The sequence below is a fragment of the Pantoea sp. MBD-2R genome, from assembly GCF_039134845.1.
GTDB lineage: Bacteria > Pseudomonadota > Gammaproteobacteria > Enterobacterales > Enterobacteriaceae > Erwinia.
Window position 1 is genome coordinate 4,098,755 of sequence record NZ_CP152417.1, and the last position, 26,667, is coordinate 4,125,421.

Annotated in this window: 28 protein-coding genes; 16 read left to right on the plus strand and 12 right to left on the minus strand. The window is 53.7% G+C overall.

Annotation, left to right across the window (positions count from 1 at the left end):
* The first annotated feature begins 20 nt into the window (after window positions 1-20).
* Window positions 21-524, plus strand: coding sequence for a GNAT family N-acetyltransferase (locus tag AAGQ96_RS18780; RefSeq protein WP_147199960.1), 504 nt, complete (start codon window positions 21-23; stop codon window positions 522-524).
* A 47-nt stretch (window positions 525-571) separates the two neighbouring features.
* Here the strand turns inward: AAGQ96_RS18780 and AAGQ96_RS18785 are convergent, their stop codons facing one another.
* The 4 genes from AAGQ96_RS18785 to rraB all read right to left on the minus strand — a co-directional run bounded on the left by AAGQ96_RS18785 (window position 572) and on the right by rraB (window position 3,766).
* Entirely contained in the window at window positions 572-700 is a 129-nt protein-coding gene (locus AAGQ96_RS18785) for a hypothetical protein (RefSeq protein WP_342754326.1), read from the minus strand.
* Window positions 701-722: 22 nt separating this feature from the next.
* Window positions 723-2,051: an OprD family outer membrane porin gene (locus tag AAGQ96_RS18790; protein WP_342754327.1), complete on the minus strand. Its 1,329-nt coding sequence runs from the start codon at window positions 2,049-2,051 to the stop codon at window positions 723-725.
* A gap of 393 nt (window positions 2,052-2,444) precedes the next feature.
* Window positions 2,445-3,209: a tRNA isopentenyl-2-thiomethyl-A-37 hydroxylase MiaE gene (miaE, locus tag AAGQ96_RS18795; protein WP_147199963.1), complete on the minus strand. Its 765-nt coding sequence runs from the start codon at window positions 3,207-3,209 to the stop codon at window positions 2,445-2,447.
* A 137-nt stretch (window positions 3,210-3,346) separates the two neighbouring features.
* Window positions 3,347-3,766, minus strand: coding sequence for a ribonuclease E inhibitor RraB (gene rraB / locus AAGQ96_RS18800; protein ID WP_147199964.1), 420 nt, complete (start codon window positions 3,764-3,766; stop codon window positions 3,347-3,349).
* Between the two features lie 159 nt (window positions 3,767-3,925).
* Here rraB and argF point away from each other — a divergent pair, with 159 nt between their 5' ends.
* The 7 genes from argF (at window position 3,926) to treC (ending at window position 9,664) form a co-directional block, all read left to right on the plus strand.
* Entirely contained in the window at window positions 3,926-4,936 is a 1,011-nt protein-coding gene (gene argF, locus AAGQ96_RS18805) for an ornithine carbamoyltransferase (protein WP_147199965.1), read from the plus strand.
* An 81-nt stretch (window positions 4,937-5,017) separates the two neighbouring features.
* Window positions 5,018-5,182, plus strand: a complete 165-nt coding sequence (locus AAGQ96_RS18810) for a hypothetical protein (protein ID WP_168199572.1) — start codon at window positions 5,018-5,020, stop codon at window positions 5,180-5,182.
* A gap of 2 nt (window positions 5,183-5,184) precedes the next feature.
* Entirely contained in the window at window positions 5,185-6,120 is a 936-nt protein-coding gene (gene pyrB / locus AAGQ96_RS18815; RefSeq protein WP_147199966.1) for an aspartate carbamoyltransferase, read from the plus strand.
* Window positions 6,121-6,131: 11 nt separating this feature from the next.
* Window positions 6,132-6,596, plus strand: a complete 465-nt coding sequence (pyrI, locus tag AAGQ96_RS18820; protein WP_147199967.1) for an aspartate carbamoyltransferase regulatory subunit — start codon at window positions 6,132-6,134, stop codon at window positions 6,594-6,596.
* Between the two features lie 78 nt (window positions 6,597-6,674).
* On the plus strand, window positions 6,675-7,061 hold the full coding sequence (gene ridA / locus AAGQ96_RS18825) for a 2-iminobutanoate/2-iminopropanoate deaminase (RefSeq protein ID WP_342754329.1): 387 nt from the start codon (window positions 6,675-6,677) through the stop codon (window positions 7,059-7,061).
* Window positions 7,062-7,226: 165 nt separating this feature from the next.
* The gene (cybB, locus tag AAGQ96_RS18830; protein WP_147199969.1) at window positions 7,227-7,763 is read left to right on the plus strand and encodes a cytochrome b561; all 537 of its coding nucleotides are present in this window, start codon (window positions 7,227-7,229) and stop codon (window positions 7,761-7,763) included.
* A gap of 230 nt (window positions 7,764-7,993) precedes the next feature.
* Window positions 7,994-9,664 (plus strand): alpha,alpha-phosphotrehalase, encoded by a 1,671-nt coding sequence (gene treC, locus AAGQ96_RS18835; protein ID WP_147199970.1) that lies wholly within the window; start codon window positions 7,994-7,996, stop codon window positions 9,662-9,664.
* A gap of 28 nt (window positions 9,665-9,692) precedes the next feature.
* On the opposite strand, the gene AAGQ96_RS18840 is transcribed toward treC, so the two are convergent.
* On the minus strand, window positions 9,693-12,263 hold the full coding sequence (locus AAGQ96_RS18840; RefSeq protein ID WP_342754330.1) for a DEAD/DEAH box helicase: 2,571 nt from the start codon (window positions 12,261-12,263) through the stop codon (window positions 9,693-9,695).
* Window positions 12,264-12,384: 121 nt separating this feature from the next.
* A complete protein-coding gene (locus AAGQ96_RS18845; protein WP_342754331.1) occupies window positions 12,385-12,936 on the minus strand; it encodes a TetR/AcrR family transcriptional regulator in 552 nt (183 codons plus the stop codon).
* Between the two features lie 162 nt (window positions 12,937-13,098).
* On the opposite strand from AAGQ96_RS18845, the gene AAGQ96_RS18850 reads away from it, so the two are divergent.
* The 3 genes from AAGQ96_RS18850 (at window position 13,099) to nrdG (ending at window position 16,599) form a co-directional block, all read left to right on the plus strand.
* Window positions 13,099-13,839, plus strand: coding sequence for a 3-oxoacyl-ACP reductase family protein (locus AAGQ96_RS18850; RefSeq protein WP_147199973.1), 741 nt, complete (start codon window positions 13,099-13,101; stop codon window positions 13,837-13,839).
* A 157-nt stretch (window positions 13,840-13,996) separates the two neighbouring features.
* A complete protein-coding gene (nrdD, locus tag AAGQ96_RS18855; protein ID WP_342754332.1) occupies window positions 13,997-16,132 on the plus strand; it encodes an anaerobic ribonucleoside-triphosphate reductase in 2,136 nt (711 codons plus the stop codon).
* The gene (nrdG, locus tag AAGQ96_RS18860; protein WP_147199975.1) at window positions 16,129-16,599 is read left to right on the plus strand and encodes an anaerobic ribonucleoside-triphosphate reductase-activating protein; all 471 of its coding nucleotides are present in this window, start codon (window positions 16,129-16,131) and stop codon (window positions 16,597-16,599) included. The genes nrdD and nrdG overlap by 4 nt, the downstream gene beginning before the upstream one ends.
* On the opposite strand, the gene AAGQ96_RS18865 is transcribed toward nrdG, so the two are convergent.
* On the minus strand, window positions 16,590-17,222 hold the full coding sequence (locus AAGQ96_RS18865; RefSeq protein WP_342754333.1) for an NAD(P)H-binding protein: 633 nt from the start codon (window positions 17,220-17,222) through the stop codon (window positions 16,590-16,592). The genes nrdG and AAGQ96_RS18865 overlap by 10 nt on opposite strands.
* A 166-nt stretch (window positions 17,223-17,388) precedes the next feature.
* On the opposite strand from AAGQ96_RS18865, the gene AAGQ96_RS18870 reads away from it, so the two are divergent.
* Complete coding sequence (locus AAGQ96_RS18870) at window positions 17,389-17,910, plus strand: type 1 glutamine amidotransferase domain-containing protein (RefSeq protein WP_147199977.1); 522 nt, start codon at window positions 17,389-17,391, stop codon at window positions 17,908-17,910.
* Between the two features lie 216 nt (window positions 17,911-18,126).
* Here AAGQ96_RS18870 and AAGQ96_RS18875 read toward each other — a convergent pair whose 3' ends face one another.
* Window positions 18,127-18,567 carry a YhbP family protein gene (locus AAGQ96_RS18875; RefSeq protein WP_342754334.1) on the minus strand — a complete coding sequence of 147 codons (441 nt, stop codon included), beginning with the start codon at window positions 18,565-18,567 and terminating at the stop codon, window positions 18,127-18,129.
* 122 nt (window positions 18,568-18,689) lie between these two features.
* On the opposite strand from AAGQ96_RS18875, the gene AAGQ96_RS18880 reads away from it, so the two are divergent.
* Window positions 18,690-18,992, plus strand: coding sequence for a GIY-YIG nuclease family protein (locus AAGQ96_RS18880; RefSeq protein ID WP_147199979.1), 303 nt, complete (start codon window positions 18,690-18,692; stop codon window positions 18,990-18,992).
* Here AAGQ96_RS18880 and AAGQ96_RS18885 read toward each other — a convergent pair.
* A complete protein-coding gene (locus AAGQ96_RS18885) occupies window positions 18,979-19,482 on the minus strand; it encodes an N-acetyltransferase (RefSeq protein WP_147199980.1) in 504 nt (167 codons plus the stop codon). The two genes, AAGQ96_RS18880 and AAGQ96_RS18885, sit on opposite strands and share 14 nt — an antisense overlap.
* Window positions 19,476-20,003 (minus strand): SCP2 domain-containing protein, encoded by a 528-nt coding sequence (locus AAGQ96_RS18890; protein ID WP_342755591.1) that lies wholly within the window; start codon window positions 20,001-20,003, stop codon window positions 19,476-19,478. The genes AAGQ96_RS18885 and AAGQ96_RS18890 overlap by 7 nt, the downstream gene beginning before the upstream one ends.
* A 204-nt stretch (window positions 20,004-20,207) precedes the next feature.
* Between AAGQ96_RS18890 and AAGQ96_RS18895 the strand changes: the two genes are divergently transcribed.
* The 3 genes from AAGQ96_RS18895 (at window position 20,208) to AAGQ96_RS18905 (ending at window position 23,306) form a co-directional block, all read left to right on the plus strand.
* On the plus strand, window positions 20,208-21,203 hold the full coding sequence (locus AAGQ96_RS18895; RefSeq protein ID WP_147199981.1) for a peptidase U32 family protein: 996 nt from the start codon (window positions 20,208-20,210) through the stop codon (window positions 21,201-21,203).
* An 8-nt stretch (window positions 21,204-21,211) separates the two neighbouring features.
* Window positions 21,212-22,090 (plus strand): U32 family peptidase, encoded by an 879-nt coding sequence (locus AAGQ96_RS18900; RefSeq protein ID WP_147200686.1) that lies wholly within the window; start codon window positions 21,212-21,214, stop codon window positions 22,088-22,090.
* 208 nt (window positions 22,091-22,298) lie between these two features.
* Window positions 22,299-23,306 (plus strand): luciferase-like monooxygenase, encoded by a 1,008-nt coding sequence (locus tag AAGQ96_RS18905; RefSeq protein ID WP_147199982.1) that lies wholly within the window; start codon window positions 22,299-22,301, stop codon window positions 23,304-23,306.
* A gap of 74 nt (window positions 23,307-23,380) precedes the next feature.
* Here the strand turns inward: AAGQ96_RS18905 and AAGQ96_RS18910 are convergent, their stop codons facing one another.
* Both AAGQ96_RS18910 and AAGQ96_RS18915 read right to left on the minus strand, forming a co-directional pair.
* On the minus strand, window positions 23,381-24,535 hold the full coding sequence (locus AAGQ96_RS18910; protein ID WP_342754335.1) for an MFS transporter: 1,155 nt from the start codon (window positions 24,533-24,535) through the stop codon (window positions 23,381-23,383).
* A gap of 195 nt (window positions 24,536-24,730) precedes the next feature.
* A complete protein-coding gene (locus AAGQ96_RS18915; RefSeq protein WP_147199983.1) occupies window positions 24,731-26,665 on the minus strand; it encodes a DEAD/DEAH family ATP-dependent RNA helicase in 1,935 nt (644 codons plus the stop codon).
* Between the last annotated feature and the right edge of the window lie 2 nt (window positions 26,666-26,667).

The following is a 26,667-nucleotide window of genomic DNA, read 5'->3' on the forward strand; positions in this document are numbered from 1 at the left end:
TAAAAATACGGCACAGCATTATGACTAATACTCTTTTAACCAATCTGCGGGTTCGTCCTGTGCAGTCTGATGATAATCCCCATATTGCCAAAGTGATCCGTGATGTTTCGGCAGAGTTTGGCCTGACCGCTGATAAAGGTTTTACGGTGGCCGATCCTAATCTCGATCGCCTGTTTGAGCTGTACAGCGAAGCTAACAGCGCCTACTGGGTGGTTGAGCTGGATGGCAAGATTGTCGGCGGCGGCGGCGTGGCGCCTTTGCAGTGCAGCGAGGCGGATATCTGCGAGCTGCAAAAAATGTATTTTATGCCTGCTATTCGTGGCATGGGCATGGCGCGAGAGCTGGCGATGCTGGCAATGGATTACGCCCGCGAACGCGGTTTTAAGCGCTGCTATCTGGAAACCACCGCTTCACTAACCCGCGCCATCCGTCTGTACGAGCACTTAGGCTTTAAGCATATCGATGGGCCGATGGGCTGCACCGGCCATGTAGATTGTGAAGTAACGATGCTGAAAAACCTGTAAGGCTTTGCGTGAAAAAAGCCTGGGGGCAGGCTTTTTCGCCAGCGCAGTTAATTACCGGATGCCTGTTTTGCTCCGCGTTCAACGAAACGCATGTCGCCAATCGATTCGATAACAAACTCTCCGGCATCGGTATAACGGATTTTCGTCACGCTGGCATTTTCGAGCTGAGAAACCACAGATCCTCATATATCCCCCGTTTTAAAACAGCCCAAATTTATATTCGATGCCGACTTCTGCTGAAAGATTCGGTGAACGCATATAATCGCCTTGTGCATTCAGCAGTGGCGTAGATTTGTTGTTTTTATATGACCATCCGTAGCCAAACTGCGTCGCCAGCGTAAGCCCCTTCAGCTGCTCATCAGTCGGTTTCCAAAGATTTAACAGCGTCACTTCACCGGTGCGGACGGTATTATTTTTCCAGGTAAATTGACCATAGTTAATTTGTATCCCCGCCGACAGGCCTTGAGACAATTCATATTGCGTCAGCGTTGTTAACGCCAACTCACCATCCCGCATATAATCTTTCCCTGCGGATGTTAAGGCGTTAAAACGACCCCGGGTGTTTTTACCCATAAAACGGTCGTAATAGCCGACGGCATTCTCTTTTTTTGCACGGGTCCAGGCGAAACCAAAACGTTGCTTCCATTTATTTTCCTGCCAGCGAATTTCACCGGCATAATGCCACGCGTTGTTATCAAACTCTCTTTTTCCCGCAGGCATGGCTTTATAATTATCCAGCGCATAGCTGGCATAAATTTGTGAAGCCAGCGTCCATTGCCCGGTGACAGGCCAGACGACTTCAACCAGATGTCGGCGCAGATAATCTTTTGACTCACCATATGCCCAGGAAAAGGATTCGCCCCGATCGCGGTAATTCAGCCCGGTGGTAAAAACAGACTCAATCTCTTTGTTATCGGCGGTAAGAAAATGCACGCGGTCGGGCGAATCCTGCATAACAGAACGCGTTACGTAAGCCGCATCTGCGCTAAAATTCAGCCAGTGCAGCGAACCGCTGTAGCCAAAGTAGCTGTTTTTAGCCAGACGATAAACATCGGTAATCACCCCAACGTTTTTCAGCTCATGCCAGCCGCTTTTCGCGTGTAGGCCCAGTGCCTCATCACCAAACTTCATCTTAACGTAACGCTGGCCGAAACGGCCGAAGCCGCCTGCGTTCTGTTTTTCGTACCCGCTACCGTGGTTATAAAGCAGCCCACGCGTGGCAAAATAGTCGCTGGCACTAAGCTTCACGGCCCTGCTGTACGCGGCATCAAAGCCAATGACATCGTTAAAATATCCCGAACGAAATGAGAGCGTGGCGGCTTGTCCCCAGGCGTTATGGACTGCTTTTGGTTGAGCTTCGTTTTCTTTCAGGTACTTCCAGTGATTGCGCAGCGTGAGATCCAGATGCGCATCATTAAAAAAGGCGTTACCGACGATCTTGTTTATGGTGTCAGACTTTTCTGCCTGCGCCATTGTTGAACACAACACGCTTAACAATGACACGAAAAAAACATGACTGTTTTTCATATGACATTCCTTTGTCAAAAGCCCTGGTGAAGGCGAGTTGATTTTAAATAACGTCCACAAATAAAGCACAAAAATTTTATCTGGATTCACGCTCTGCTTATCCGGTGCAGCTTGCGTTAAATCCCATGCATTTTTACTGCCCGATGAATATACACACCAGAAATAACACCACCAGCCTGAAGATTTTATTTTGTGAGCTGTCACGCAAATTAGAATCAGCTCATAAAAAACACTCTCATTAATTAACGAATCTTTTACTTAATTAAGAAATACAACGGAAGGGGATAATTAGAAAATAAATAACTGAATAAAGTTACGTTTATTGTTAATTTTATCTGGGTAATAAAATATTTATTTAGGGAGCCGAAAACCCGTGCGGCTCCTGACATAAAATCAAGACCAAAGCGGTACGCCGCTGTGAAAGCGCAGCTCGCCGTCGGGTTCAGTAATCAACTTCGCTTCCGTTTCACCAATTTTACGTACGCGGTGCGTAATATCGCTCGCTGAAATTTGAGCCGCCAGCGCCAGATAATCCTGATAGTGTCGGGCTTCGGAGCGTAAAAGCGAAATGTAAAATGCCGCCAGTTCGTCATCGAGATAAGGTGCAAGGCTGGCAAAACGCTCGCACGAACGTGCTTCGATATAAGCCCCACAAATCAGCTTATCCACCAGCGTTTGCGGCTCATGGGTGGTGACTTCCCGCAACAGGCCTTTGGCGTAACGGCTGGCGGTAATTTTCACGTAGGGAATGTTACGCGCCTGCATAATTTCCAGCACCTGATAGAAGTGATGAAGCTCTTCTTTGATCAGCAACACCATTTTATCCACCAGCGCGTCGCCATAAGCGACGTCGGCACGGCTGATGATGGCTTTCGACAAGCCTTTGTGTTGCTCAAGGAACGCCAGATCGGCGTTTTCGCTATGGACGAACTGTTCCCACGGCTTTAACCAGGCCAGCAGCGCATCGCCACTTTCTTTATCCGCCACATATTTGCGGATCAGCCACATGGCGGTTTGAGCGGCTTTCAGTTCGCAGACCAGATGATCCGTTAGCAGCAGCGGCAGGTTTTCGGGCTTGCGGGCTTCATCAATCCAGGCCTGTGGCGTACGGCAGTGCAGAAAAGAATGAACGGGGGCAAGCAGCGTGTCGATATTCATGCGGGTAAACAATCCGTAGAAAATAGAGTCAGACAGGCGGGTTTACAGCGCGGCAGGCGCGCCTGAGAGGTGACTTCACTCTCCGTTAAGAAAACAGTCGCGGAACGCTTGGGCGGAATAAATTCCGCCCGGATGCATCAGTGACGGGTACCGTCATCTTCTTCATCGGTAAAGTCACCCTCTTCGTCTTCATCCTCAGCGTCAGGATCTTCAAAATAGGTGCCCCAGCCATCGTAATCAACGTTGAATTTGGCGGCCAGATCGACCAGCTGCTCTACCTGAACATCGATTAATTCAGCATTCAGCGCTGCCTCACTCAGAATGTCGCAGCACATCACTTTTGTGCCGTCTTCGAGATCCAGCTCTTCCGGCTCGGTGACTTCGTAACCCAGTTTAAACGCTTCTACCGCCGCCTTTTCCAGCGCGTCGAAGCTGTCGCAGGAGAGGTGGTGTTCGATGGTATAGAGCGCATCCGGGTCGCTGCCGTCGTCTAACAGCTCTTCAATAATCAGTCGTGTTTCTTCACGCTGCTCTTCCAGCAATGCTTCATTTGCCATGATCCGTTCCTCTGTGTGTGGCATCTCTGGTAAGTATTTTCCCACAGTGTCCTCCGCGCCACTACCTTTATACAAAAGTTTCTGCACGCCGGGGTTGAAAATGAATATTCATACGGTTAAATTGAATTTTAATTCACATAAAACCCTCCGGAGTGCTTTATGAGTCACTTATTTCAACGCCATTTTCTCAGGCTGCTGGATTTTACCCCGGCTGAAATCACCGCACTGCTGGCGCTGGCCGCCAATCTCAAGACCGATAAGAAAAATGGCGAAGAAGTTCAGCACCTGAAAGCCAAAAATATTGCGCTCATCTTCGAAAAAGACTCGACCCGTACACGATGCTCTTTCGAAGTTGCCGCTTACGATCAGGGCGCTAATGTCACTTACCTCGGCCCAAGCGGCAGCCAGATTGGCCATAAAGAATCGATGAAGGATACGGCTCGCGTATTGGGCCGGATGTACCACGCTATTCAGTATCGCGGCCACGGTCAGGAGCTGGTCGAAGCACTGGCTGAACATGCTGGCGTACCGGTGTGGAATGGCCTGACCAACGAGTTTCATCCCACGCAGCTGCTGGCCGATTTATTGACCATGCAGGAACATCTGCCGGAAAAAGCCTTTAGCGAGATGACGTTCGCCTACGTTGGCGATGCGCATAACAATATGGGCAATACGATGATGGAAGCGGCCGCACTGGTTGGTCTGGATCTGCGTCTGGTGGCACCAAAAGGCTGCTGGCCAGACGAGGCGCTGGTGGCGGAATGTCGTCAGGCCGCGGAGAAAACCGGCGGCAAAATTACGCTGACGGAAGATATTGCCGAAGGTGTTCACGGGGCCGATTTTATCTATACCGATGTGTGGGTCTCGATGGGTGAGCCAAAAGAAGTCTGGCAGGAACGTATCGCCCTGTTACGCCCTTATCAGGTCAACAGCGCGATGCTTGAGCTGACGGGCAATCCGCAGGTTAAATTCCTGCACTGCCTGCCCGCTTTCCATGACGATCAGACCACGCTGGGCCAGCAGATGGCGGAGCAGTACGATCTGCACGGCGGCATGGAAGTGACCGATGACGTGTTTGAGTCCGCGCACAGCGTGGTGTTCGATCAGGCAGAAAATCGCCTGCATACTATCAAAGCGGTAATGGTGGCGACGCTGGCTAAGCTGCCATAATTTGGTTGAAGGCAAACGATTACTTTTGCTTGCCGGCGAGTGACGAACGCGTATAATGCCCCCCGTTTGCCTGGAGGATGCATGAAACTGAGCACTGCTGACATGACCATGACGTCACGCCTGACCGCAGGCGGGCAGCGCCGTTTTTCCTTAGCTGGCTTCACCGATCTGCAAAGAAAGCCCCTCATTGAGGGGCTTTTTTTTGCCCATTTTTCCGCTTACCGGCTCAGCTCAAGAGGAGAGTGAACATGGCTAACCCGCTATATCACAAACACATTATCTCAATTAACGATCTCAGCCGCGATGAGCTGGAACTGGTGCTGCGTACCGCAGCCAGCCTGAAAGCGACGCCGCAGCCGGAATTGCTGAAGCATAACGTTATCGCCAGCTGCTTCTTTGAGGCTTCCACGCGTACCCGCCTGTCGTTTGAGACGGCCATGCATCGCCTTGGCGCTTCCGTCGTGGGCTTTGCCGACGGCAGTAATACTTCACTGGGGAAAAAGGGTGAAACCCTTGCTGATACCATCTCAGTGATTGGTACCTACGTGGACGCGATTGTTATGCGTCATCCGCAAGAGGGTGCCGCCCGCCTGGCCACCGAGTTTTCCAACGGCGTACCCATTCTGAATGCCGGCGATGGTGCCAACCAGCATCCAACACAAACCTTGCTGGATCTGTTCACCATTCAGGAAACACAGGGCCGTCTCGATAACCTGAATATCGCCATGGTCGGCGATTTGAAATATGGCCGCACCGTGCATTCGCTCACCCAGGCACTGGCGAAATTTAACGGCAACCGCTTTTTGTTTATCGCGCCCGATGCGCTGGCGATGCCAGCCTATATTACCGACGTGCTTGACGAGAAAGGCATCGCCTGGAGCCGCCACGACAGCATCGAAGAAGTGGTGCCGCAGGTCGATATTCTCTATATGACGCGGGTGCAGAAAGAGCGTCTCGACCCCTCTGAATACGCCAATGTCAAAGCGCAGTTTGTGCTGCGTGCAGCCGATCTGGCTGGCGCTCGCGACAATATGAAAGTGCTGCATCCGCTGCCGCGTATTGATGAGATCACCACCGACGTGGATAAAACACCTTACGCCTGGTATTTCCAACAGGCGGGTAACGGTATTTATGCTCGCCAGGCGCTTCTGGCGCTGGTATTAAACAGCGAACTGGCTCTGTAAGGGGAACGATCATGACTCAGGATAATAAATTGCAGGTCGAAGCGATTAAACGCGGCACGGTAATCGACCATATTCCGGCACAGATTGGTTTTAAGCTGCTGTCGCTGTTCCGGCTGACGGAAACCGATCAGCGCATTACCATCGGCCTGAATCTGCCTTCCGGCGAAATGGGCCGCAAGGATCTGATCAAGATTGAAAATACGTTTCTGACCGACGATCAGATCAATCAGCTGGCCGTATACGCGCCACACGCCACGGTAAACCGCATCGATAATTACGATGTGGTGGGCAAAATTTCGCCGACGCTGCCGGAAAATATCGACCGCGTGCTGACCTGTCCAAACAGTAACTGCATCAGCCGCAGCGAGCCGGTTAATTCCAGCTTCGCGGTCAGAAAACGTAATGAAGACGTACAGTTAAAATGCAAATACTGTGAAAAAGAGTTTGCCCATCACGTGGTGCTGGCAAACTGGTAATCAGTATACCGCGGCTTATAATAAGCCGTTTGGCGGCACCGCAGCCGCCTCCGCTAATCAGGTTAATACGGAGAAATTATGTCTCGCGAAATCAGTACTGAAAGCGCCCCCGCCGCCATTGGCCCTTATGTGCAGGGCGTCGATCTTGGCAGCATGATTATCACCTCGGGTCAGATCCCGGTCGATCCTAAAACCGGCGACGTGGCTGATGACGTTAGCGCACAGGCTCGCCAGTCGCTGGAAAACGTCCGCGCGATCGTTGAAGCCGCCGGGCTGAAAGTGGGCGATATCGTTAAAACTACCGTGTTCGTTAAAGATCTTAACGACTTCGCTACCGTGAATGCCGCTTATGAAGCCTTCTTCACCGAGCACACTGCCAGCTTCCCGGCACGCTCCTGTGTAGAAGTGGCACGCCTGCCGAAAGATGTGAAAATCGAAATCGAGGCCATCGCCGTTCGTCGCTAAGCCCCCCTTCCTCTCCCTGCGGGAGAGGAATATCCTGCCCTGCCGCCACGCCACCTTTTCCCCACCAGCAAGCAAGCTTTTGCTGCGCTACCGCATTTACCTTTCCCGCTTTTTCCAGCAAACATGGTATGTTTACATCTTGTTACCTTTACGCATGAAAAGGCTATGGCTAAATACACGGCTCCGCAGATTGCCCTACACTGGCTTACCGCTGTTTTACTGATCGTTGCTTACGCCACCATGGAGCTTCGCGGCTTTACACAGCGCGGCTCGTGGCAGGGATTCGCCATGATCATCACCCATTTCAGTGCCGGATTTTGCATTCTGCTCCTTATGCTGATGCGGCTTATGATGCGCACGCGCCGGCGCAGTCCCGACATTGTTCCGCCGCTGCAACGCTGGCAAACAGGCTTGTCTCATGCCGTGCATACCAGCCTTTATGCTTTGTTTCTTATCCTGCCGGTTTTGGGCATCACCTCGCGCTACCTGCGAGGCCGGGACTGGTGGCTGTTTGGCATGAATATGCCGGTGGCGTCGCAGCCCAATCTGGAGCTGGCACGGTCGTTAATCCAGTGGCACGAAACGCTTGCGCCTCTTGGCTACTGGCTGGTTGGCCTTCACGCTGCTGCTGCGCTGTTCCATCATTATTTTCTCAAAGATAATACGCTGCTGCGGATGATGCCTTCACGCCGGATCCGCTAGCGGCCGGGCCTCCGGCGAGCACGCGTAGATGCTCGCCGGACGAGTAAATCCTCTTCCCGCTACGATTCTGCTATCAAGTTGCCCTTTTCCTGTCGGGCGCTAACAATTATTTTCGCTTTTCCCCCTATTCTCACCGTTTCACCTTGCCAGTTAATGGCTAACCTTAGGGGAGAACAAAAAGGCAGCGAGCCTTCAGCCTGACCCCTTTCACCTGATATCAGGATTGAGCAATGACTAAAATTCCACCGTGGTGGCAGAACGGCGTTATTTATCAAATTTATCCCAAGAGTTTTCAGGACACGACCGGCAGCGGAACAGGCGATCTCGCTGGCGTTATCCAGCGTCTCGACTATTTAAAAACGCTGGGCGTGGATGCTATCTGGCTGACGCCGTTTTACCTCTCCCCGCAGGTGGATAACGGCTATGACGTGGCGAACTATATTGCTATCGATCCGAGCTATGGCACGCTGAACGATTTTGACAATCTGGTAGAAGAAACCCACCGGCGTGGGATGCGGCTTATCCTGGATATGGTTTTTAACCACAGCTCAACCCAGCATCACTGGTTTCACGAAGCGCTGAATAAGGAGAGCCCTTACCGATCTTATTATATCTGGCGAGACGGTACGCCGACCGAACCGCCAAACAACTGGTTATCGAAATTTGGTGGCCATGCCTGGCGGTGGCATCCGGAAAGTAGCCAGTATTATATGCATTTATGGGCGCCGGAGCAGGCAGAGCTGAACTGGGAAAACGATAATCTTCGCGCGGAACTGAAGCAGATCGTCAACTTCTGGGCAGATCGCGGTATCGATGGGCTCAGACTGGATGTGGTGAATTTGGTTTCCAAACATCAGGATTTCCCGGACGATCCGAACGGTGACGGGCTGCGCCTGTATACCGACGGCCCGCGCATCCATGAATATATGCGTGAGATGAGCCGCGATGTGTTTCGTCCGCGCGAGTTAATGACCGTCGGTGAGATGTCTTCGGCCACCCTTGAGCACTGTCAGCAGTATGGCTCGCTGGACGGCGAAGAGTTATCGATGGTTTTCAGCTTTGATCATGTCGAAGTGGATTTTGTGAACGGCCAAAAATGGACGTTAACGCCGCTGGATCTGGTGGCGCAAAAAGCGATTTTTACCCACTGGCAGCATGGCATGCACGATAAAGCATGGAACGCGCTGTTCTGGTGTAACCACGATCAGCCGCGCGTGGTTTCGCGTTGGGGTGATGAAGGACAATATCGCGTGCAGTCGGCAAAAATGCTGGCGATGGTGCTGCACGGGATGCAGGGTACGCCCTATATTTTTCAGGGTGAAGAGCTGGGCATGACCAACCCACATTTTACCCGTATCATCGATTACCGCGATATCGAAAGCCATAACATGTACGCTGAACTGCGTTCGCAGGGGCGCGACAGCGATAATCTGCTGGAAATCCTTGCCAGTAAATCGCGCGATAATGGCCGCACGCCCATTCCGTGGAACGCTGGCGAGAACGGCGGTTTTACTACCGGCACGCCGTGGATTGGCATGAGTGACAATCTGGAAACGATCAACGCCGAGGCGGCGCTGGCGGATGAAAATTCCGTGTTCTATACCTACCAGCAGTTGATCAAGCTGAGAAAACGCTATCCGATCCTTACCTGGGGCGATTATCTCGATCTGCTGCCGGATCACGCTTATCTGTGGTGCTACTGCCGCCGCTATGGCAAAGAAACCTTAGTGGTCGCCACCAACTTCAGCGGTGATACGCAGGTCTGGCATCCGCCTGCCTACAGCGGCCGCTGGGAAGTGTTAATCAGCAACTATCCCGATACGCATGTCACGCCTGGCGAAGTGATGCTGCGGCCCTGGGAGGCCGTATGGTGGTATCAGAAGCGCTGGGGTATGGAATAATAAATATGCCCGCCTCGCGCGGGCTTTTTTAGAGCGGCTCAAACAGCGCGGCCAGATCGTCGCTGCTAAAGCTGCCCGGTTCGCTCAGCTCGTCTTCAAGAATGCCGCCAGCCAGCTCTGCTTTCTGCTGCTGCAACGCGACGATTTTCTCTTCAATGCTGCCAGCGGCAATCAGCTTGTAGACGAAAACCGGTTTGTCCTGCCCCAGACGATAAGCACGATCCGTTGCCTGATTTTCTGCGGCCGGGTTCCACCAGGGATCGTAGTGGATCACCGTGTCGGCAGCGGTGAGATTCAGGCCGACACCGCCCGCCTTCAGGCTGATCAAAAATACCGGCACTTCGCCATTCTGAAAGCGTCTGACCGGCTCGGTACGATCGCGCGTGCTGCCCGTGAGGATCACATACGGAATACGCGCTTTTTGTAACTCTTCGGCGATCAGCGACAGCATACTGGTGAACTGAGAAAAGATCAGGATGCGTCGATCCTCCGCCAGCAGATCGCTGAGCATTTCGCGCAGTAGCGTTAGCTTGGCCGAATGTTTTACCTTTGCCGCTTTGTCAGTATTCACCAGCCTCGGATCGCAACAGATCTGTCGCAGCTTAAGCAGCGCATCCAGCACCAGCAAATGGCTGCGTCCGGCACCCTGCTGTTCAACGGCCAGCCGGACGCGATCCTGCATCGCGCTGCGCACCGATTCATACAGATCCCGCTGTGTGCCTTCCATTTCAACCGAACGCACGATGGTATTTTTTGGCGGCAGCTCTTTGGCCACTTCCTGCTTGCGGCGACGCAGCATAAAAGGCCGCACGCGCCGTGCCAGCAGATCGCGCCGAACCCGATCGCCGTTGCGTTCTATCGGGATACGCCACTCCTGAGTAAACTGCTTTTCGCTGCCTAAAAAACCCGGCAACAGGAAGTCAAACTGGGACCACAGCTCGCCAAGGTGATTTTCTAACGGCGTGCCGGTCAGACACAAACGATGACGCGACTTGAGGGAACGGATCACATTTGCAGCCCGCGAAGCGCTGTTTTTAACGTACTGTGCCTCATCCAAAATCAGCAGATGATAGCTATAAGCCAGCAGCTGAGGCTGATCGCGCCACAGCAGTGAATAGGTTGTCAGTACGACGTCATAGCGTTCAATCTGCTCATAAAAATCTTTACGCTGTGGCCCGGTTAGCGCCAGCACGTTAAGATCCGGTGCAAAGCGACTGGCTTCCTGCGTCCAGTTATAGACCAGCGTGGTCGGCACCACGATCAGAGCGGGACGATCCAGCCGCCCCGCCTCTTTTTCCAGTAAAAGGTGCGCCAGCGTCTGGATGGTTTTTCCCAGCCCCATATCGTCAGCCAGCACGCCTGACAGATCCTGCGCCCGCAGAAACTGCATCCAGTTCACTCCCTGCTGCTGATAATCCCGTAGCTGCGCCTTTAATCCTGTTGGCGGCGCGACAGGCTGAATGCCATTAGCCGAACGAAGCCGCTCCGCCAGCTGCACCACGCCCGTTTCGCCGTGAAACTCCCAGCGGCCCGTATCGCTCAGCGCCGTCAGTCTGCCCGCCTCAAAAGGCGCAATACGGAGCGGCGTTTCGCTGCCCTGGCTCCATAAATCAATCAGGCTACCGATGAGCGGCTTCAGACGACCAGCAAGAATATGCAGGCGTTCATTGCGGTCGCTGCGCAGCTCAATCACTTCATCATCCGGGATCGGTGACAGATCGCCAGACAACCAGCGGCGATCTTTTTGCAGCAGTCCGCTAAGCAGCGGCTGCATCTTTAGCTGTCGGTTGCCAGTATTGGCTTCGATGTCGAGCGCAAACCAGCCGTCATGCCCCTGCACAGCGCGGCCGTCAATAGATTCTATATCCGTCACGTTCCAGGTAAAGTCATCGTCCATGCTGATATCCCAGCCACGCTTGCGTAATTTGGGCAGCATGACCCGAATAAATTTACGCCACTGCGTTGGCACCGCCGGCGCGAAAATCGACGGCGGCAGCGGCGCGGAATGCGGCGTGTAAATATGGGTGGAAGGGATGGTATTCAGCCCCGCGGCGTTAATTTCCCGCAGCCAGGCCTGCTCAAGATCGTGCTGACGTTCGATATGAAACAGTATGCCGTGGCGATCGGCAAACTGCTCGCCGTTACTGCCTGCCGCAACCAGTACACCCGCATAATCGAAATAGACGGCAGCAAAATCGAGACGCTTTTGCCGGTGGCCATAGCGGCCAAAGCCACTGATAAATTTTGCCCGGGATTCCAGACGCAGCTGAGGCACAGGATCGACGGCGAGGCTTTTAACTGCCTGAGTCGGTTTTGCCGGTTGCTGTTGCAAGTATGCGAGCATCACCGCCGCGACGTGGCGACAGTTATTTTTGACCGGGCAAGTGCATTCTCCACTGGCATGCAGCTTGCCCTGCGGACGGCTGAAATGCACCATCACCTGGAAAGGTTCGATTTTACTGCCCGGGACCTCACCGGTTAACAGATTGTTTTGCCACTGAATATTTTGCGCTTTTTCCACCAGACCTTTTGCTCTGGCCACGGTGCGTGCGCCCGTCCAGCGGCTGACCTGTTTTTCATTGTACGTCACAGAAGGCATCAGACTTGTATCCCGGAATCACCTGAGCAGACACGTAATCGCTGCGCATAACAGGCAATAATATGAATTCACGGCAGGTCTTTGCAACTCTGTGACGTCAATCAGGCGGCAAAAAACGTGTTCAGGCGGATTGTTGCGCGCTTGCTGGCCACAGGTTCATCGCCAGACGGGCAACGTGTTGAAGTGCTTCGCGGCTCGCTCCGTCACGCGCCTGCACTGACATGCCCTGTTGCAGGGTAACGTAAAGCTGCGCCATCGCCCTGGTGTTGGTGTCCGCGGGAAGTTCGCCCTTCGCGACACCCTGATCCAACAGTCTGGCAATCAGTTTTTGGCCTTCCAGACGAGTACGGGTAACGATTTCGCCTAAACGTTCGTTGCCTTCGCTGGCGACCGTCGAAAGGGTAATCATGCAGCCTGCCGGAAAGCCTGCCTGCGTCAGAACTTCTGCTGAACGCGCCAGCCAGGCCGCAACGCCTGCACGCGCGGTTTCCGCTGCGGCCAGCGGCTGCCAGATCTGCGGGCCAATATGGCTGGTGTAACAGGCGAGCACTTCCTCATACAGATCGTCTTTACTGCCAAATGCCGCGTAAAGGCTTGGCGAATTGATGCCCATCGCCTGATAAAGATCGGCCATGGATGTTGCGGTATAGCCTTTTTGCCAAAACACACACATTGCGGCTTTCAACGCGGTCTCACGATCAAAACTTCTGGGTCTTCCTCTGCCTGCCATCGTCATTTCTCATTTTGTGCCGATCGTTATAATAATCCGGTTGACAGCATGATGCAATCGCCCGCAGGATGATTCTGTATCGATCAACACATAATTGAGGTTATCATGAATATTCTGTCAGGAAAACGTGCGCTGGTTACAGGTGCCAGCCGTGGATTAGGCAAAGCAATCGCCCTTTCTCTTGCCGAACAGGGCGCGGATATCGCTATCACTTATGAAAAATCGGCGGACAAAGCCGAAGCGCTTGTTGCAGAAATCAAAGCGTCAGGCCGTCACGCCGTTGCTATTCAGGCCAGTAGCGCCATACCTGAAGATGCCCGCCGCTCGGTTGAGGAAACTCTCGCCGCGCTGGGAGGACTGGATATTTTGGTCAACAATGCCGGTATTGCGCGTGGCGGCCCGCTGGAAGAGATGTCGCTGAACGATATCGATGACCTGCTTAACGTTAACGTGCGCGGCGTGGTTCTTACGACCCAGGCTGCGCTTCCGCACCTTGCTAAAGGCAGTCGGATCATCAATATCGGCAGCTGCCTGGCAAATCGCGTTCCGATGCCAGGTATTACGGTCTACTCGATGACAAAGTCCGCTCTGCTCTCTTTTACCCAGGGCCTGGCTCGCGATCTGGGCTCAAGAGAAATTACCGTCAACCTTGTTCACCCCGGCCCTACCGACAGTGATATGAATCCGGCAGAAGGTGAAGGCGCTGAAGCCCAGCGGCAGTTTATCGCGCTGGGTCGCTATGGTACGGCAGAAGACGTTGCTGCCGCGGTGAGCTTTCTCGCCAGTCCGGCGGCAAAACAGATCACCGGCACGGGAATTACCGTCGATGGCGGCGCGAACGCCTGACAAAATTCTGCCGTTTTTAAGTGCTTAACTTTGCTTCGACATTTTTCATTCTTTGTTGCAGGTCAAAACAGTTGCAGTTAAAAAAACGAAAACACTACATGTAGCGGCTATCATACCAGAAGGTATCTACATATAGTTTCTTCACAGGAATGAAGTCATGGTGTCGACAGTAATTAAGCGTGACGGCTGTAAAAGCGTCTTTGATGAAGCGCGTATCCTGGAGGCGATCAAAGGCGCGGCAGAAGCGGCGTCTATAAAAGACAGCGACTATTGCGCGGCGGTGACCCGTCAGATTTGCCAGCAGCTACAGCAGCATAACAGCGTGGATATTCACGATATTCAGAAAGCGGTTGAAAACACGTTAATGGCGGGTCGCTATCCCGAACTGGCACGCACCTACATCGAATATCGCCACGACCGGGATATCGCCCGCGAACGCCGTGGCAAACTGAATAAAGAAATTCAGGGGCTGGTTGAGCAAAGCAATCCGGCACTCCTGAATGAAAATGCCAATAAAGACAGCAAAGTCATCCCAACACAGCGCGATTTGCTGGCCGGGATCGTCGCTAAGCACTATGCCACGCAACATATTTTGCCGCGAGACGTGGTACTGGCACATGAACGAGGCGAGATCCATTATCACGATCTCGATTACTCGCCTTTCTTCCCCATGTTTAACTGCATGCTGATCGATCTGAAAGGCATGCTGACGCACGGCTTTAAAATGGGCAACGCGGAAATTGAACCGCCAAAATCCATTTCTACCGCCACCGCCGTTACCGCCCAGATCATTGCTCAGGTCGCCAGCCATATCTATGGCGGAACAACGATCAACCGCATTGATGAGGTGCTGGCACCCTTCGTTGAGGCCAGCCTTGAAAAGCATCGTCAGACGGCAAAAGAGTGGCACATTGCCGATGCCGAAGGCTATGCGCAAAGCCGTACCGAGAAAGAGTGTTTTGATGCTTTCCAGTCGCTGGAATATGAGGTCAATACGCTGCATACCGCGAATGGTCAGACCCCTTTTGTCACCTTCGGTTTTGGGCTGGGCACCTGCTGGTCAGCACGCCTGGTGCAACAATCCATTCTGCGCAACCGCATTGCCGGGCTGGGGAAAAATCATAAAACCGCCGTTTTTCCCAAGCTGGTTTTTGCTATCAAAGAGGGGTTGAACCGCTCGCCGGATGATGTCAATTACGATATCAAACAGCTGGCGCTGGAATGTGCCAGCAAGAGAATGTATCCCGATATCCTCAACTATGAGCAGGTGGTTAGCGTCACCGGCTCGTTTAAAACCCCAATGGGCTGCCGCAGCTTTTTAGGCACCTGGGAAGAGAATGGCGAGCTGGTACATGATGGCCGCAATAATATCGGCGTCATCAGTCTTAACCTGCCGCGCATCGCGCTGGAGGCCAAAGGTAATGAAGCCCGCTTTTGGGATCTGCTGGATCAGCGTTTACGCCTGGCGAAAAAAGCGCTGATGACCCGCATTTCTCGCCTGGAGAATATTAAAGCTCGCGTTGCGCCAATCCTTTATATGGAAGGTGCCTGCGGCGTTCGTCTGGCGGCGGATGATAACGTAGCGGAGATCTTCAAACATGGCCGCGCCTCGATTTCGCTGGGCTATATCGGTATTCATGAAACGATTAACGCACTGAGCGGCGGTGCGACCCACCTTTATGATGACGAACAGCTACGGGCAAAAGCCGTTGCTATCGTCAGCCATTTACGTGATGCAGTTGACGGCTGGAAAGAGGAAACCGGCTACGGTTTCAGCCTGTACAGCACGCCAAGTGAAAATCTGTGCGACCGCTTCTGTCGTCTGGATACGGCTGAATTTGGCGTGGTGCCCGGCGTGACCGATAAAGGCTACTACACCAACAGTTTTCATCTCGACGTGGAGAAGAAGGTTAACCCGTACGATAAGCTCGACTTCGAAGCGGCTTATCCGCCGTTAGCCAACGGGGGTTTTATCTGTTACGGCGAATATCCCAATATCCAACACAACCTGAAGGCGCTGGAAGATGTCTGGGATTACAGCTACAGCCGCGTGCCCTATTACGGCACCAATACGCCGATAGATGAATGCTACGACTGCGGTTTTTCCGGCGAATTTGAATGCACCAGCAAAGGCTTCACCTGCCCAAAATGCGGTAATCATGATGCCTCGCGCGTCTCGGTTACACGCCGCGTGTGTGGTTATCTGGGCAGCCCGGATGCGCGGCCTTTTAACGCAGGCAAGCAGGAAGAAGTGAAGCGCCGCGTGAAACATCTGGCCGGGCCTTTGGGGTGAATATCCATCAATACTACCCGGTCGATATTGTTAACGGGCCGGGTACGCGCTGCACGCTGTTTGTGGCGGGATGTGAACACCAGTGCCCGGGTTGTTATAACAAAAGCACCTGGCGGCTAAACTCAGGCCATCCTTTCACTTTGCAGATGGAAGAACAGCTGATTGCCGACCTCACTGACACCCGCATTCCCCGCCAGGGGTTGACGCTGTCCGGCGGTGACCCGCTCCACCCCGCAAATGTTGCCGATGTCCTGCGGCTGGTCAAACGCGTTCGGCGTGACTGTGTGGGAAAAGATATCTGGCTGTGGACCGGCTACTGCCTGGCGGACCTGACGGCTGAACAGCAGCGCGTGGTACAGCAGATTAACGTGCTGGTGGATGGTAAATTTATTCAGGCACTGAAAGATCCCGCGCTGCGCTGGCGGGGAAGCAGCAATCAGGTCATCCACTATTTGCGTCAGGCCTGACGGGGAATATCGCCCGACTCAATCACCGTTATCTCCTGTCGCGCGGGGGTGAAAGCTTCCCGCATCATGACCGCAGCGACATCTTTCGCTTTTACCGCCCGCCAGTTGCCGGGAAGCCGCTTAAACAGCGGCGCCATTATCGATTCTCCCGCGCGGCTGCTCTCCCGTTCACCAAGCAATAAAGAGGGCCGAATCAGCGTCAGGCGCGGCCAGCGCTCTTTCTTCAGCGCATTTTCCATTTCGCCTTTCACCCGACTATAGAAAAAAGGTGAACGGGTGTTGGCACCATGAGCGCTGACGACCAGCAAATGTTTTGCGCCCAGACGCTGTCCGGCAATTGCCGTATCCAACACCAGCGTGTAATCCACATGCACAAAGGCTTCTTTGCTGCCCGCCTGACGCCGGGTGGTGCCGAGACAGCAGAACACCAGATCCAGCGGCGTCTGTAACGGCCCCAGCACGTCCGTCAGATCGGCTTCGACAAGATTGGTGACTTTATTCATCTCGGGTAATTTCCGTCGCGTCGGCGCGATGATTTCGCTGACTCGAGGATCGGCAATCAATAAACGCAGCAGATGACGGCCTACCAGCCCCGTCGCACCCGTGATCAATACTCGACTCATATCCTCTCCTTTTTGCTAAGTGTAGACCCTGCCGTTTCGCCCGCCATCAGACAGATGAACCACTATGTTTATCAGCAGCCTGTAGCGTATTACATCAGAGCTCCTTGATTTTTCAGGATTACCAACCACACTTAATGCGACATCAAAATTATAACCGGAGGAAAAGATGAGTAAGAAGATTGCTGTACTAATCACTGATGAATTCGAAGACTCCGAATTTACTTCCCCCGCCGACGCCTATACAAAAGCGGGTCACCAGGTCATCACCATTGATAAGAAAGCCGGCGTTACCGTAACGGGTAAACAGGGCAAAGCGAAAGTGAAGATTGATAAAGATATCGATCACGTCAATGCAGCCGATTTCGATGCGCTGCTGCTGCCGGGTGGACACTCGCCAGACAGCCTGCGTGGCGACGATCGCTTTGTGAATTTCACTAAGCAGTTTGTTGAGCTCGGCAAACCCATCTTTGCTATTTGCCACGGCCCACAGCTGCTGATCAGCGCCAACGCTGTGCGCGGTCGTAAGATGACGTCGGTGAAAGCCATCGCGATTGATTTAAAAAACGCGGGTGCTGATTTTTACGATAAAGAAGTGGTGGTGGATAACGACAAGCTTGTCTCCAGCCGCACGCCAGATGACTTACCCGCTTTTAACCGGGAATCGCTGCGCATTCTTGAGACCGCCTGAGACACGCAATAATGCTCGCCTGTATCCTTCACGCGATGATCCTGCTTAAAGCGTAAGGAACACGGGACGGTAATAAAGCGTCCTGGGCCATGGACGGCCCAGGCCGAGCTGGCAAGGACGCCGCTTTTTGCGTCTTTATGGACGGCCCGTGTTCCTTGCGCCAGCACAAGACTAACAGCTACTGAGGTCAGGTTTTCCTGACCTTTTTCATGCCTGCTATTGGGTTTCGTCTTGCCGCAGCCAGTGCAGTTTTTTACCAAACCCCAACGCATTATCAGTCATTTTCAGCTCATCCGGCAGGATCTCCCATAAGGGTGCCGAAACCGTAGCCGCTATCGGAAAGCGCTTAATATAGGCTTTACGCGCCTGCTCTTTCTCTTCGCCTTCCAGTAACCGGATGCGGCCCGCATACTGCACGCCTTTGATCAGCAACACCGATTTAGGCTGGCCGTTAACCGTGCCCGCTACGCGGGGATCGCTGACGAACTGCGCGCCATGCCGCGTGCTTTCCTCGCTCATTAGCCAGAAAGCGACCTTCTCTGCATTGAAGACATAAAAACAGTTAGCGCACCAGACAGGATCGCCGCCGCAGACGGAGAGAACATGCTGCTTTTGCAGATAGCGAGTGATGGCTTTAAGCGGTTGAGAATCTGACATCGAAACCTCCCTGGAAAAAGGGTACTTTGCCACATTCCTTTGCCCGCATACAAAATGAAATGCCTTTCAGACCGCCACGTAACTGGTAGAATTCCGTTTCTGATCGACTGAGGCTGGATTGAATGGACGGCAAAGAAGCACCGTGGCATCTCTATATTGTGCAAACGGCCAAAGGCATGCTCTACACCGGTATCACTAACGATGTGGCGCGGCGCTTTAGCCAGCATCAGACCGGAAAAGGGGCGAAGGCATTACGTGGCAAAGGGCCGCTGACCCTGCTGTTTTATTGTGAGGCAGGCGATCGCTCCAGCGCATCAAAGCTCGAATATCAGGTAAAACAGCTGAAGAGGCAGGATAAAATCAGGCTGGTTGCTCACCAGCCTGATTTGTTAAGCGCCTGGCTGGAAGCGCTCAGGCATGGTTAAACGGGATGGAATAGTCGATGTGCCCTTCGACCTCATTGAACGCATTATCGGCCAGTTTGTAGACCTGGAAAGCCGCTTCGGCACCTGACCAGCGACAGCGCAGCTGATGGCGTGCCGCAGGTTCAAAACCAAAACGTCCGAAATAAGCGGGATCGCCGAGCACCACAACGGCGGCATAGCCAAACTCATTCAGCGTGTCCAGACCTTCATAAGTCAGCTGTTTACCCAGTCCCTGGCCACGTACGCTTTCATCTACCGCCAGCGGGGCTAGTCCTACCCACTGATGATCTTCGCCATTCAGCGTTACCGGGCTGAAGGCTGCGTAGCCCAATACCTGTCCTTCATCATCGGTTGCCACAACGCCAAGCGTCAGCAAACCATCTTCACGCAGTTGCTGAACCAGCTCCGCTTCAGCGGAAGTAGTAAAACAGCGGCGTAACAGGCTGTCGATACTCGCCGCATCAACCCCGATCTCCGTACGAATTAACATGATGCACCTGCGCGATCAACCGTGGAAGTCGCGTCCTCAGTCAGTCCTGCCTCTACAAAATCAGCCAGCTGCATAAGCACAACGCGCAATGGCGTCGGCATGCGTTCCAGCTCAATGGCATCCATCAAATTTTTCACCTCAAGCCCCAGTTCAGTATCACCCTCGATAATCAGGCGACGCTGGAAAAACAGGGTATCAGGATCCAGCCTGCGCGCTGCGATCAGCAGCAGATCGTTGGCATCACCGCGGAACCACACGTCCGCATCGGCCCGATCGGCTATCTGCAATTTTCCCTGCTCAACAGTGGTTACCCAGCACAGGCCGAGGTCACGGATTTCAATACCTAATCCATGCCCTTCCAGAAAGTTTAACTCACCTTCAGCCAGAGCATGATGAAATTGCCAATTCAGCAGCTGTTGCAGGCCCTGTTTTTTCAGGCTGAAGGGAGTCAGTTGCAGCGGGAGGCGCAAGAATTTCGGGCCTTTACGGACAATCTGCGCGCGTAACGGGTTCAACACCATCATCACTCCTGTTGAGAAAATTTCAGCTATTTTGCCACAGTGTCAGTTTTCAGCGGGCAGTTGGATCAATAAAGTAGCCGAACACCGGGCCTTTTTTAGCCGGTTATATCCGTTCAAAACGCGTTTAACTGCCTTAAATCAAAAACTGCTGTTACTGGTCAGATTAGCATTAAGGGTTCTTTTTTTAATCCGGAATTGCCTAATATGGAACTGCTTTGTCCTGCCGGTAATCTGCCTGCGCTGAAAGCGGCGATTGCTAACGGCGCTGATGCCGTCTATATCGGCCTCAAAGATGATACCAACGCCCGCCATTTTGCTGGTCTTAACTTCACTGAAAAACGCCTGCAGGAAGCCGCCCGCTATGTTCATCAGCATAGCCGCAAACTGCATGTTGCGATTAATACTTTTGCCCATCCAACCGGCTATCAGCGCTGGGAACGCGCTATTGATATGGCCGCCAATGCCGGGGTCGATGCGCTGATTCTGGCCGATATTGCTATGCTGGAATATGCCGCCCGTCGCTATCCTCAGATTGAGCGACACGTCTCGGTTCAGGCTTCAGCAACCAACGCCGAAGCGGTCAAATTTTACCAACGTCATTTCGATGTCGCTCGCGTTGTGCTGCCCCGCGTACTTTCCATTCATCAGGTTCGCCAGCTCTCCCGCACGACCACGGTACCGCTGGAGGTTTTCGCTTTCGGCAGCCTGTGCATCATGGCTGAAGGCCGCTGCTATCTCTCTTCCTATCTGACGGGCGAATCGCCGAATACCGTAGGTGCCTGCTCTCCGGCGCGCTTTGTCCGCTGGCAGCAAACCCCAAACGGGCTGGAATCACGCCTGAACGAAGTGCTTATCGATCGCTACGGACGGGATGAGAATGCTGGCTATCCCACTTTATGTAAGGGCCGCTATAAGGTTGATGAACAGCGCTACCACGCGCTGGAAGAGCCCACCAGCCTGAATACTCTCGAACTGCTGCCTGAGCTGCTTGGGGCGAATATCGCTTCGGTGAAAATTGAAGGACGCCAGCGCAGCCCGGCGTATGTCGAGCAGGTCACCCGTATCTGGCGCCAGGCGATCGATCGCTGCAAAAGCAATCCACACGCGTTTATCCCCCAGCAAAGTTGGATGTCGGCGCTGAGTGCGCTGAGCGAAGGCACCCAAACCACGCTGGGCGCCTATCACCGTGAATGGCAGTAGGGAATATGATGAAATATGCATTGGGTCCAGTGCTCTGGTACTGGCCGAAAGAAACCTTACAGACGTTTTACCAACAGGCCGCCACCAGCCAGGCTGATATCATCTATCTTGGCGAAGCGGTATGCAGTAAGCGGCGCGCCGTCAGGTTTGCCGACTGGATGGCAATGGCAAAAGAGCTGGCCGCCGCCGGTAAACAAGTCGTGCTGAGCACCCTTGCCCTGGTGGAGTCACCTTCTGAACTGACCGAACTGAAACGCTATGTCGATAACGGCGAGTTTTTGATTGAAGCCAACGACATCGGGACGGTGAATATGGCAGCGGAAGCGGGCCTGCCCTTTGTCGCCGGCCATGCGCTGAACTGCTATAACGCCGTCACGCTGCGCCTGCTGCACAAGCTGGGGATGATCCGCTGGTGCATGCCGGTTGAGCTTTCACGAGACTGGCTGGTAAATCTGCTGAATCAGTGCGAGGAGTTAGGGATTCGCCACCAGTTCGAGGTGGAAGTATTGAGCTATGGCCATCTGCCGCTGGCGCTCTCTGCCCGCTGTTTTACCGCCAGAGCAGAAAATCGCGGCAAGGACGATTGCCAGACCTGCTGCATTAACTTTCCCAACGGCAGGAGCCTGCGAACTCAGGAAGATCAGCAGGTGTTCGTACTTAACGGTATCCAGACCATGAGCGGCTACTGCTATAACCTGGGCAACGATCTGCTCTCCATGCAGGGCATCGTCGATATTGTTCGGCTCTCTGCGCAAAGCAGCGAAACGTTCTCGCTTATTGACGATTTCCGTGCGAACGAAAAAGGGGAATATCCGCTACCTCTTACTCCGCATCAGCAGTGCAACGGCTACTGGCGCCAGGTCGCCGGGCTTGAATTGATCGAATGATCCCTGAGCAGGCCTTGCGCCTGCCTGTGGCAAAATAAATGCAATTATTATGGTTACAGGTTGATATACTGACAGGTAGCTACACCCTGGGCGCTCCGCAGTTTCGGCCATGAAAGTGCTGCAAACTGCCAATCTGGTGAGCGAAAGATCGCTTAGGCTGTGTGTTTGTTTTGGCGCTACCGCCGCCCTTCGAATAAGTGAGCAATTTATGTCTGATAAAAAAACTGTTCCTCTGTCGGTATTGGATCTGGCCCCTATTCCGCAAGGTGCGAGCGCGCGCGATGCTTTCCATTCTTCGCTGGCGCTGGCACAACAGGCGGAAAAGCTCGGCTTTAACCGCTACTGGCTGGCTGAGCATCATAATATGACGGGTATTGCCAGCGCCGCGACTTCGGTGCTGATTGGCTATCTGGCGGCAAACACCACCACTCTGCGTCTTGGATCCGGCGGCGTTATGCTCCCTAACCATTCGCCACTGGTTATCGCCGAGCAGTTCGGTACGCTCGAATCACTCTATCCGGGCCGAATCGATTTAGGCCTTGGCCGTGCGCCAGGCTCCGATCAACGCACCATGATGGCGCTGCGTCGTCATATGGGCGGCCACGTTGATAATTTTCCTGCCGATGTTTCTGAGATGATCGCCTGGTTTGACGCGGAAGGTTCAGCTCAGCCAGCGGTACAGCCTGTGCCTGGTCTGGGATTGAAGATCCCTGTCTGGCTGTTGGGGTCAAGTCTGTACAGCGCCCAGCTCTCGGCTAAGCTTGGCCTGCCGTTTGCTTTTGCTTCGCATTTCGCGCCGGATATGCTGTTCCAGGCGCTGCACCTGTATCGTGAAAACTTTAAGCCTTCCGCTCGCCTTGAAAAACCGCATGCAATGGTGTGTGTCAACGTGGTGGCGGCTGACAGTGAAAATGACGCACGTTTCCTGTTTACCTCAATGCAGCAGCAGTTCGTTAATCTGCGTCGGGGCAGGCCGGGTCCGCTGCCTGCGCCAGTAGAAAACATGGATAACTTCTGGTCTCCGTCCGAACAGTATGGCGTGCAGCAGGCGTTAAGTATGTCGATCGTCGGTGATGGCGATAAAGTTCGTCATGGGCTGGCTTCCCTGATCCGTGAAACGCAGGCCGATGAGATTATGGTTAACGGGCAGATTTTCGATCAGCAGGCGCGGTTGCGCTCTTTCGAGCTGGCAATGGAAGCGCACCAGTCGCTCTGAGCGGCAGATATCTTCAGCTGAAGAGGATAAAGGCAGTGAGTCCGTCAGGTTCACTGCCTTCTTTTTATCAACGATTAATAGCGCAGCTTAGCGGCACCAAAAACAATCACTAAAAATGCGGCGGCGACCAGCGTAAAGGCAACATAAAGGCTGGAGATGTGCGCTATCCAGCCGAGCAGCGCAGGTCCGCCCAATACGCCAAGATAGCCAAGCGTTGCCACCATTGAGACAGACATGTTAACCGGCATCACTTTTTCCTGGCTGGCAAGGGTAATAAGCACCGGGACAATATTGGCCGCGCCAATACCAATCAGCGCAAACCCGCACAGCGACAGCAGCCAGCCGGGTAATAAGACTACCATCATATAGCCAGCCAGCCCGGCAAGTCCGCCATAAATCAGCACGCGTTTACGGCCCAGCCGGGTAACCACCGCATCGCCAGTCAAACGCATTAGCGACATTGCTGAAGCAAAGATCGCAAACCCCCATCCGGCATGCGCGACCGCCATTCCGCGGTTATCCGTCATAAATACTCCGCTCCAGTCAATGACCGCGCCTTCGGCCATAAAAGAGATCATCGCCATTATCGCCATCAGGATCAGGCGGAAGTTAGGTCGGGCCTTACCAGCAGAGTGGTTTTCTGGCTCATGGTTACCGAAAGGGAGAAGCGCATTAAAAGAAAGCAGCAGTATGAGCACAATGAAACCACTGGTAATCCAGGTACTTTGTAGCGGCGTCAGACCTGCGCTAAACAGCATTGCTCCCCCTGCTGCGCCCGCAATGCCCCCCACGCTCCACATACAGTGAAAACCGGACATCAGAGGTTTATCGGACGCCTGTTCCACCAGCGAGCCCTGTACGTTCATCGCGACGTCAGCCAGACCAATTCCCATCCCAAAGATAAAGAGACTTAGCGCCAGCAAACGCAAATCGTCAAGCGTAGCAAGGAAGGGAAGCATCAGACAATAAACTAACACTGACCCCACAATCACGCTGCGACAGCCAAAACGACCAATCAAACGGCCTGAGCCGATCATTGAGAGCAGCGAACCCGCGCCCAGACAGAGCAAAAGTAGCCCAAGCTCGCCCGCCGCTGACCCGGTACGCTGTTGAGCATAAGGCACCAGCGTCGCCCAAAGACCCATAGCCATTCCGGTGACAAAAAATATCGCTCTGGTAGTAAGACGACTGGCATGGCTGTTAGTCATTGCGAGATTGTTTTCAGACACGGGCTTCCCTTAGTTCATGAGTTGTTAGCTTCAAGGGAAGTGTAATCGGACTGACGGGATTTTTTATTTAATTGGCTTAATTTATCTCAGGTCGTGACCTTATTTACCGACGCTTACCCAATCAACAGGCAAAAAAAATGCCGGTCATTTACATGACCGGCATTTCTATAGCGGGCGTGTTAAACGCCCGGGCAATTACGCGTCACGACGACGTGTTGGCGCGCTGCCAGCTTCTTCACGACGTGGGCCACGGCTGCCACCGTCACGGCTGAAACCACCGCCACGACGCTCACCGCCACCGCTACGCTCGTTGCTGAAGCGACGACCGCCTTCAGGACGTGCACCTTCGCTACGACCGCCAGCGAAACCGCCACGACCTGCACCACCGCCACGGCGTTCGCCGCCGCGTTCAGCACCACGTTCGTTGCTGCGAGGCTGCGCATCACCGATCAGCTGCATGTTCATCGGCTTGTTCAGAATACGCGTACGGGTGAAGTGAGACAGAATATCACCCGGCATGCCTTTCGGCAGCTCGATAGTTGAGTGCGTACCAAACAGCTTGATGTTACCGATGTAACGGCTGCTGATGTCGCCTTCGTTAGCGATAGCACCAACGATATGACGAACTTCAACACCATCATCACGGCCAACTTCGATACGGTAAACTTCCATATCGCCAACGTCACGACGTTCACGACGTGGACGCTCGCCGTCACGGCTTTCGCGTGGACCACGGTCCGGGCGATCGCCACGACGGTCATCGCGACGATCGTCACGATCTTTGAATTCGCGACGTGGACGTGGAGCCGGGTCGGCTGGCACGATCAGTGGGCGTTCGCCCTGAGCCATTTTCAGCAGCGCGGCAGCCAGCGTTTCGATATCCAGCTCTTCTTCCGCAGGCTGCATTTTGCTCAGCAGCGCACGGTACTGTTCCAGATCGCTGCTTTCCAGCTGCTGCTGAACTTTAGCCGCAAACTTAGCCAGACGACGTTGACCCAGCAGTTCTGCACCTGGCAGCTCAACTTCTGGAATGGTCAGCTTCATGGTGCGTTCAATGTTACGCAGCAGACGACGCTCACGGTTCTCAACGAACAGCAGCGCACGGCCAGCACGACCCGCACGGCCGGTACGGCCGATACGGTGAACGTAAGACTCAGCATCCATAGGGATGTCGTAGTTTACCACCAGGCTGATACGCTCAACGTCCAGACCACGGGCCGCAACGTCGGTTGCGATCAGAATGTCCAGGCGGCCATCTTTCAGGCGCTCCAGCGTCTGCTCGCGCAGTGCCTGATTCATGTCGCCGTTCAGAGCAGCACTGTTGTAACCGCTGCGCTCCAGCGCTTCGGCCACTTCCAGCGTGGCGTTTTTGGTACGGACGAAAATGATCGCCGCATCAAAATCTTCTGATTCCAGGAAGCGAACCAGCGCGTCAGTCTTACGACCGTAAGCGGTCCAGTAGCTCTGGCTGATATCAGGACGCGTGGTCAGGCTTGACTGAATACGCACTTCCTGTGGATCTTTCATGAAGCGTTTGGTAATACGACGAATCGCTTCTGGCATGGTTGCAGAGAACAAAGCAGTCTGATGATCGGCTGGAATCTGAGCCATGATCGTTTCAACGTCTTCGATGAAGCCCATACGCAGCATTTCATCAGCTTCGTCCAACACCAGTCCGCGCAGGTTAGAAAGGTCTAACGTGCCGCGTTTCAGGTGGTCCAACAGGCGTCCAGGTGTACCCACAACAACTTGTGGACCCTGACGCAGAGCACGCAGCTGTACGTCATAACGCTGGCCGCCGTAAAGGGCCACCACGTTAAGACCGCGCATGTGTTTAGAGAATTCAGTTACGGCTTCTGCAACCTGAACCGCCAACTCACGAGTTGGTGCCAGCACGAGGATCTGTGGTGCTTTCAGGTTGCTGTCAATGTTGTGTAGCAGTGGCAGCGAGAACGCTGCTGTTTTACCGCTCCCGGTCTGTGCCATACCCAACACGTCACGGCCCGCCAGCAGGTGAGGAATACACTCAGCCTGGATCGGAGATGGCTTTACATAGCCCATGCCGTTAAGTGATTCGAGAATGGATTCATTCAGACCAAGGTCAGCAAAAGTGGTTTCAATATCAGTCATGT

Excerpts from the sequence above, each read along its gene's own strand:
- AAGQ96_RS18780 (WP_147199960.1), top strand. The coding sequence starts at position 21 with ATGACTAATACTCTTTTAACCAATCTGCGGGTTCGTCCTGTGCAGTCT.
- AAGQ96_RS18790 (WP_342754327.1), bottom strand. The coding sequence starts at position 2,051 with ATGAAAAACAGTCATGTTTTTTTCGTGTCATTGTTAAGCGTGTTGTGT.
- miaE (WP_147199963.1), bottom strand. The coding sequence starts at position 3,209 with ATGAATATCGACACGCTGCTTGCCCCCGTTCATTCTTTTCTGCACTGC.
- rraB (WP_147199964.1), bottom strand. The coding sequence starts at position 3,766 with ATGGCAAATGAAGCATTGCTGGAAGAGCAGCGTGAAGAAACACGACTG.
- argF (WP_147199965.1), top strand. The coding sequence starts at position 3,926 with ATGAGTCACTTATTTCAACGCCATTTTCTCAGGCTGCTGGATTTTACC.
- AAGQ96_RS18810 (WP_168199572.1), top strand. The coding sequence starts at position 5,018 with ATGAAACTGAGCACTGCTGACATGACCATGACGTCACGCCTGACCGCA.
- pyrB (WP_147199966.1), top strand. The coding sequence starts at position 5,185 with ATGGCTAACCCGCTATATCACAAACACATTATCTCAATTAACGATCTC.
- pyrI (WP_147199967.1), top strand. The coding sequence starts at position 6,132 with ATGACTCAGGATAATAAATTGCAGGTCGAAGCGATTAAACGCGGCACG.
- ridA (WP_342754329.1), top strand. The coding sequence starts at position 6,675 with ATGTCTCGCGAAATCAGTACTGAAAGCGCCCCCGCCGCCATTGGCCCT.
- cybB (WP_147199969.1), top strand. The coding sequence starts at position 7,227 with ATGGCTAAATACACGGCTCCGCAGATTGCCCTACACTGGCTTACCGCT.
- treC (WP_147199970.1), top strand. The coding sequence starts at position 7,994 with ATGACTAAAATTCCACCGTGGTGGCAGAACGGCGTTATTTATCAAATT.
- AAGQ96_RS18840 (WP_342754330.1), bottom strand. The coding sequence starts at position 12,263 with ATGCCTTCTGTGACGTACAATGAAAAACAGGTCAGCCGCTGGACGGGC.
- AAGQ96_RS18845 (WP_342754331.1), bottom strand. The coding sequence starts at position 12,936 with ATGTGTGTGTTTTGGCAAAAAGGCTATACCGCAACATCCATGGCCGAT.
- AAGQ96_RS18850 (WP_147199973.1), top strand. The coding sequence starts at position 13,099 with ATGAATATTCTGTCAGGAAAACGTGCGCTGGTTACAGGTGCCAGCCGT.
- nrdD (WP_342754332.1), top strand. The coding sequence starts at position 13,997 with ATGGTGTCGACAGTAATTAAGCGTGACGGCTGTAAAAGCGTCTTTGAT.
- AAGQ96_RS18865 (WP_342754333.1), bottom strand. The coding sequence starts at position 17,222 with ATGAGTCGAGTATTGATCACGGGTGCGACGGGGCTGGTAGGCCGTCAT.
- AAGQ96_RS18870 (WP_147199977.1), top strand. The coding sequence starts at position 17,389 with ATGAGTAAGAAGATTGCTGTACTAATCACTGATGAATTCGAAGACTCC.
- AAGQ96_RS18875 (WP_342754334.1), bottom strand. The coding sequence starts at position 18,567 with ATGTCAGATTCTCAACCGCTTAAAGCCATCACTCGCTATCTGCAAAAG.
- AAGQ96_RS18880 (WP_147199979.1), top strand. The coding sequence starts at position 18,690 with ATGGACGGCAAAGAAGCACCGTGGCATCTCTATATTGTGCAAACGGCC.
- AAGQ96_RS18885 (WP_147199980.1), bottom strand. The coding sequence starts at position 19,482 with ATGTTAATTCGTACGGAGATCGGGGTTGATGCGGCGAGTATCGACAGC.
- AAGQ96_RS18890 (WP_342755591.1), bottom strand. The coding sequence starts at position 20,003 with ATGGTGTTGAACCCGTTACGCGCGCAGATTGTCCGTAAAGGCCCGAAA.
- AAGQ96_RS18895 (WP_147199981.1), top strand. The coding sequence starts at position 20,208 with ATGGAACTGCTTTGTCCTGCCGGTAATCTGCCTGCGCTGAAAGCGGCG.
- AAGQ96_RS18900 (WP_147200686.1), top strand. The coding sequence starts at position 21,212 with ATGAAATATGCATTGGGTCCAGTGCTCTGGTACTGGCCGAAAGAAACC.
- AAGQ96_RS18905 (WP_147199982.1), top strand. The coding sequence starts at position 22,299 with ATGTCTGATAAAAAAACTGTTCCTCTGTCGGTATTGGATCTGGCCCCT.
- AAGQ96_RS18915 (WP_147199983.1), bottom strand. The coding sequence starts at position 26,665 with ATGACTGATATTGAAACCACTTTTGCTGACCTTGGTCTGAATGAATCC.